Source organism: Kitasatospora sp. NPDC001132 (genome assembly GCF_053598415.1).
Window position 1 is genome coordinate 1 of sequence record NZ_JBSFKF010000078.1, and the last position, 6,217, is coordinate 6,217.

5 protein-coding genes are annotated in these 6,217 nt (G+C 72.1%); 2 read left to right on the forward strand and 3 right to left on the reverse strand.

The window, feature by feature from the left end; genetic code table 11:
- Positions 1-81 (forward strand): aggregation-promoting factor C-terminal-like domain-containing protein (locus ACWDBE_RS38930; protein ID WP_449793027.1); only part of this gene is annotated, 81 nt, incomplete at its 5' end.
- 214 nt (positions 82-295) lie between these two features.
- Here ACWDBE_RS38930 and ACWDBE_RS38935 read toward each other — a convergent pair.
- Positions 296-814 (reverse strand): SgcJ/EcaC family oxidoreductase, encoded by a 519-nt coding sequence (locus ACWDBE_RS38935; RefSeq protein ID WP_449793470.1) that lies wholly within the window; start codon positions 812-814, stop codon positions 296-298.
- Between the two features lie 497 nt (positions 815-1,311).
- Here ACWDBE_RS38935 and ACWDBE_RS38940 point away from each other — a divergent pair, with 497 nt between their 5' ends.
- Entirely contained in the window at positions 1,312-1,617 is a 306-nt protein-coding gene (locus tag ACWDBE_RS38940) for a YciI family protein (RefSeq protein ID WP_449793469.1), read from the forward strand.
- Positions 1,618-1,699: 82 nt separating this feature from the next.
- Here ACWDBE_RS38940 and ACWDBE_RS38945 read toward each other — a convergent pair whose 3' ends face one another.
- Both ACWDBE_RS38945 and ACWDBE_RS38950 read right to left on the reverse strand, forming a co-directional pair.
- Positions 1,700-2,707, reverse strand: a complete 1,008-nt coding sequence (locus ACWDBE_RS38945) for a PP2C family protein-serine/threonine phosphatase (protein WP_449793468.1) — start codon at positions 2,705-2,707, stop codon at positions 1,700-1,702.
- Between the two features lie 274 nt (positions 2,708-2,981).
- Positions 2,982-5,564, reverse strand: coding sequence for a SpoIIE family protein phosphatase (locus ACWDBE_RS38950; protein ID WP_449793467.1), 2,583 nt, complete (start codon positions 5,562-5,564; stop codon positions 2,982-2,984).
- Positions 5,565-6,217 lie beyond the last annotated feature (653 nt).

Below are 6,217 nucleotides of genomic sequence, written 5' to 3' on the forward strand. Positions count from 1 at the left end.
TGGGCGCTGGACTACATGAACACCCGCTACGGCAGCCCGAACGCCGCCTGGAACTTCTGGCAGTCCCACCACTGGTACTAAGCCGACCCGTCGGCTTCCCCCACACCCCGGGGGCCGGACAGGGACCACCGGAGTGACCCACGAGGGCCCGTGCCGCGCAACCGCGCGACACGGGCCCTCGCCCCGTTCCCCGAACGTCCGGACAGCGTGGCGGCGCTGCGCATCGGTGACGACACCGTCCGCAAGGGCGGCCGGCCAACCTCGCGGCCGACCGGGGGCCCGACGGGCAGCCGGATCAGCCCGGAGAGGGCAGGGCCGAGGAGTGGTGGTTGAGGATCAGCCACCTGCCTCCACGCAGCTCGTAGACGAAGGTGTACCGGGCGTCGACCGTGGACTTGTGGCCGTTCTTGTCGGTCAGCGTGAACTGGTAGAGACCCGTGTCGACGGCGCTCGTGGGGTCCAGGACGGTGATGAACCGCTCCTGGATCTTTCCGACGGGCTTGCTCGCCAGGAACTTCGTGAAGTAGTCGACGATCCCGGCGCGACTGGTACGGATGTCGGAGACGGTCGGCAGCAACACGGCATCGGGAGCGTAGAGGTCCGCGACACGGTTCGGGTCGCCGGTGGCCAGAGCCGCGTTCCACTTGTCGAACAGGGCGGCGATCTGTTGTTCGGTGGGGAGTCGGGTGGCACTCACCACGACGCTGCGCGCAGCGGGAGGCTGAGCGCCGCTTGCGGTCCCGTACGTCGCCCCCGTTCCCGTGAACAGAGCGGTGGCGGTGAGGGCGACCGCTGCACAGTACTTGCGTCTCATGAACGCCTCCTGTGTCGGCGGTGGTCCATCAGACGGACTCGCCCAGCGTCTCTCGGCGGAGCTGCCCATGCACCTCGAAGCGACGGGGGAGCGGCCACGCGGCGCCGATCGACTCCTGCGATCCGCTCGTCTTCGGAGACGAGAAGGCCGAAGCCCGCCGCCGCTCTTCTGCCGTCACACGGCCATCTCCAGGACGTCCGGCGGCAGCCCGTGCGTCGTAGGCGGCCGCGCCGGAGGTGTTGTGGATCCGACGGGGCGTCAGGTTCGGCAGGCCCGGTAGGCGCTGTGCGCGTTCGCCGTGCACGCCCCCCAGCCCGTCGCGAAGGCACTGCATCGACAACACGGCCGGCCCGCCCGTCGCGGACGCGCTGCGGTTCCTCGGTGGCGCCAGGGTCGTCCTGGGCGGCCTGACGGTCGCCCGCCACCCGGCTCGGGCGATGCATCTCCGAAGCTTCCTCTGTGCGACCAGCTGGTTACCCAGCGCTATGATGTTGATCATGTTCATTCTTGAGCTGACCTACATCGCGCCGCTCGAGCGCATCGAAGCGGCCCACCCCGAGCACGTCGCCTGGCTCGACTCGAACTACGAATCCGGCGTCTTCATCGCATCGGGCCCCAAGGACCCACGCGATGGTGCGGTCATCGTGGCGGTCGGTGTCGACCGGACGCAGATCGAGGACATCGCCAGGAGCGACCCGTACTCGGTGGCAGGGCTGGCCGAGTACACGGTCACGAACTTCCTCGCGATGAGGACTTCGCCGGCGCTGGAGGAGTACCGGCACCAACCGCCGCCGTCCCGGTAAGTCGCTCGGCCCGTGCTCCTCGTGGTGGCAGCACCCGGGAGAGGGGGTGTGCGGGCTCGCTCCGATGGAGTCGATGAACCGGTCACCGCTCCCGGCGGACGGCGAGCAGGGCCGCGTCGTCCGTCAGCCCGGAGCCGACGTACGTCCGCACGTCCAGGAGCAGTTCGTCCAGCAGGGCGTCCGGCTCCCCGTGCGGCAGGGCGGCCAGGCGCTCGGCGAGCGGGTAGAACCGGTTCGCCGCGTCCCGGGCCTCGGCCACGCCGTCCGTGTAGAGCAGCAGCAGGTCGCCGCGGTCGAAGGCGAGCGACTCGGCGTGGTAGTCCCCGCCGACCAGGCCGAGCAGCGCCAGCGGCGGTGCGTCGACGGACGGCTCCACCGTGCTGACCTGACCGTCATGGCAGAGCAGCGGCGGCGGGTGTCCGCAGTTGACCACGACCGCCGGTCCCGGCGTGTCGGGGATGCTGACCAGAACCGCCGTGACGAACTCCTCGCTCGCCGGACGACGAACGAGCGCCGAGTCCAGCCGCCTGGCCACCTCCGCCAGATCCGGCTCGGCCCGCGCGGCCTCACGGAACACCCCCAGCACGTCGGCCGCAGTCTCCACCGCGGCCAAGCCCTTGCCGCACACGTCGCCGAGGAACAACCGCACCCCGTACGGGGTCGGCATCACCTCGTACAGGTCCCCGCCGATCCGTGCCTCGGCCTCTGCCGCCACATAGCGCACCGCGACCGCCAGCGGCCCCATCCGCCGGGGCACCAGGCGCAGCAGGGCACGCTGCGCGGCCTCGGCGACCGTGTGGACCCTGGCCAGTTCCCGCTCCTGGGCCATCACCACCACGACGTTGGCGCAGCTGAAGAAGGTGACCATGACCACTGCGGCCGCCACGGTCACCATCACGACCGCGGGCACGGCGTCGTCGTAGGCCGCCATGGCGACGACGAGCGCGCCGGCGACCACCCCGGCCGTCAGCGGGACGGTGGCCCGGCGGGTGCCCACACCGGCCAGGACGGGGAGGGCGGCGAGTATCGGGGCGAACGTGACATCGGGCCCGCTGACGAAATCCAGCGTCACCGTGATCGCGATCAGCACATAACCACCGATCGTGACCCGGCGCGACCACCTGGGCAGGAACCGCGGCGAACGCCACGCCCTCGTGTTCGAGACATCAGCCACCGGACTGCCCTTCTGTCCCGCTCGTCCCCACAGCCGCGTCGTTTCCCCCACTCCACAGTTAAACGTCTCTCCTCTCCCGGATCGACCGGCAGCGCCGCGTCGACACCTCCGGCCCGCCCGGTGCGGCCCGCGCCCCGGAGCCGGACGCGCTCGGCGTGATCCGGGGAGCGCCGATGGCCGGTCGCGGTCGTCAGCCCTCGTCGGGCAGGGCCTGCTCGGTCCAGATGGTCTTTCCGTCCTCGGTGTAGCGGGTGCCCCAGCGCTCGGTGATCTGGGCGATGATGTACAGGCCGCGCCCGCCCTCGTCGTCCCGGGCGGCCTGACGCAGGTGCGGCGAGGTGTGCCCGGTGTCGGAGACCTCGCAGATCAGGCTGCGGTCCCGGATCAGCCGGACCCGGACCGGCCCGGGGGCGTACCGGATCGCGTTGGTGACCAGCTCGCTGACGATCAGCTCGGTGGTGAACGCGAGCTCCGCCAGGCCCCATTCGTCCAGCCGGTCGGTGGCCAGGCGACGCGCCCGGGCGACCGCCGCCGGGTCGGGCACCAGCTCCCAGTCGGCGATTTGCCCGGCGTCGAGCCGGCGGGTGCGGACCAGCAGCAGGACGGCGTCGTCGTCCACCGGCCCGGGCAGCAGGGTCGCCAGCGCCTCGTCGCACAGGCTCTCCAGCGGCCGGCGCAGCCCGGCCAGCGTCTCGGCGAGCCCGCGCCGGCCGTCGACGGCCTCCACCAGGCCGTCCGTGTACAGGGCGATCAGGCTGCCGGCCGGCAGGTTCAGCTCGGCGTGCTGGAACGGCGGGCCGCCCAGCCCCAGCGGCCGCCCGGCCGGCAGCTCCGCGTAGCGGACGCCGCCTGCCGGGTCGGCCACGACGGGCGGCGCGTGGCCTGCCCGGGCCAGGCTGCACCGGCCGTCGACCGGGTCGTACACCGCGTACAGGCAGGTCACGCCGCCGCCGCGCGGGCTGCCCTGGCCGTTCTCCTCGCGCACCACGTCGTCCAGGCGGGCGAGCAGTTCGTCCGGATCCAGGTCCATCCGGGCCAGCACCCGGACGCCGACGCGCAGCCGGCCCATCGCGGCGGCGGCCCGCAGACCGTGGCCGAGTACCTCGCCGACCACCAGGCCGACCCGGCTGCCGGACAGCGGGATGACGTCGTACCAGTCCCCGCCCACCCCGGAGCGGGTGTCGGCCGGCAGGTAGCGGCTGGCCGACTCGACCGCGCTCAGCGCCGGCAGCCGATGCGGCAGCAGGCTGCGTTGCAGCCGCAGCGCCGCGGTGTGCTCCCGGGTGACCACCGGCATCAGCGCCGCGCCGATCAGCAGCGCGCCCAGCCCCAGTACGGTCACCCCGCCGACCTGGCCGAGCAGCGGCAGCCGGAGGGAGGTCGCGCCGTAGTCGGGGGCGGCGTAGACGTGGAAGGCGGCGTAGCAGAACAGGAACAGCATGATCAGCCCGCCGATCCCGGGCAGCACGCCCTTGAACACCAGGTCCCGGCGGCTGCGGGTGAGTACCCGGCGGTAGTACCAGACGCAGGCGAAGCCGGTCAGACCGTAGTAGAAGGCGATCGCCAGGCCCACCGAGCCGATGGAGTCGGCCAGCACGTTGCGGCTGACCGAGGTGAGCAGCACCAGGAAGGCGATCGACACCAGCCCCATGCCGACGGTCGACCAGGTCGGGGTCAGGAACCGGCGGTGCAGCCGGGCGAAGCCGGACGGCACGGTCTTGTGCGCGGCCATCGAGAAGACGGTGCGGGCGGTCGGCAGGATGGTGGTCTGGGTGGAGGCGACCGCCGAGGTCAGCACCATCAGGATCAGCAGTTTGGTGAGTGCGTGGCCGAGCCCGGCGGTGCCGAACACCGCCCCGCCGAGGCCGGAGAGCACGTCTCCGGAGTTGTCCGGGTTGGCCAGCCCGATGCCCGTGGTGCCGACTCCGGCGAAGGCCTGCGCCGAGGTGGCGACCAGACCGTAGATGCCCAGCAGCAGCACGGTGGACAGCACGGCGGCCCGCCCGGGGGTGTGCCTGCTGTCCGCGGTCTCCTCGTTGACGGTGAGCGCGGTGTCCCACCCCCAGTAGATGAACACCGCGGCGAGCACCCCGGTGGTCAGCGCCTGGGGGGAGGGGACGTTCAGCGGATTGAACCAGGAGGCGGAGACGTGCGCCGCGGTCGGCGGGCCGTCGGTGTAGACCTTGACCAGGGCGGTGACGGCGAGAAGCAGCAGGACCGCGACCTCCAGGCAGAGCAGCCAGCGCTGCACGGCCGCCGACACCTCGATGCCGACGTAGCAGACCGCCGTCATCAGGGCGATCCAGACCACCCCGGCCACGGTGGTCCATGTCCGGCTGGTCGCCAGCGACTCCAGCCCGACCAGCCGGAAGCCGTAGATGCCGGCGATCTCGGCCAGGTTCGCCATCGCGATCACGTCGGCGACGATCAGGCCCCAGCCGCCCATCCAGCCGGCTCGTGGGCCGAACGCGCGGGTGGCCCAGGTGAAGGTCGTCCCGCAGTCGGCGTCGACGGCGTTCAGTTCCCGGTAGGCGTACGCGATCAGCAGCATCGGCACGAACGCCAGCATGGTGATGATGGGGGCCTGCAGTCCCACCCCGGCCACGATCACTCCGAGCGTCGCCGCCAGGCTGTATGCGGGCGCGGTCGAGGAGATCCCGATCGCCACCGACGAGAACAGCCCCAGGGCGCCCGATCTGAGCCCCTTCTCACCGGGGCCGGGCCCGGGTGCGAGCGGCGCGGTGGACTCGGCGGGGCGAGGGGAGCTCTTCACACCAGTTACCCACTCCGCGTCTCGCGGCGGCAAGCCTTGCGATCACCATTCTCCCCGCCCGCCGGGAGGGCCGCCAGACGGGCTCGACGCGCGGCGCGGCGGGCGGCCATGGCCTGGATGCGCGATTCCCGGGCCGGGCCGCGCACCGGGTCGGGTGGGGCCGTCGGGGCAGCGGCCTCTTCGGCAGGTGCCACGAGCGCCTTCTGCCCGAACGCGAGGTCGTCCGGCTCTTCGTCGGCACCGGCTTCCCGGCCCGGGCGCGAGCGCATCGAGCCGGCTGTGCCGGGGGAGTGGTCGCGCGTGTGACGCCGGTCTCGGTCGGAGGGGATCGTCCGCACTCAGAGCGTCGGCGGCAGTTCGGTCAGTGACCGACAAACAGGACAAACCATGACATAAACCGTGAGCCCACTCACACCGGAAAAGGTCCACGACGGACGATAGTGGCCGTGCACCGCCGCCGCCCGCGAGCCCGACCGCGACATCTGCGCAGCTCAGCACGTTGGCCGACCGCGCCACCCGCCCCGCGGACCAGTGCCGTCCGCCCATGGCTACGACGGCGGGTCGTAGCGAGGGGGTCTTGTCGGTGACCGGCCCCGCCTGGCAACAATTGCTGCATCAAGCCACACCGGCACCTGTCCCGCCGGTGAACGGCC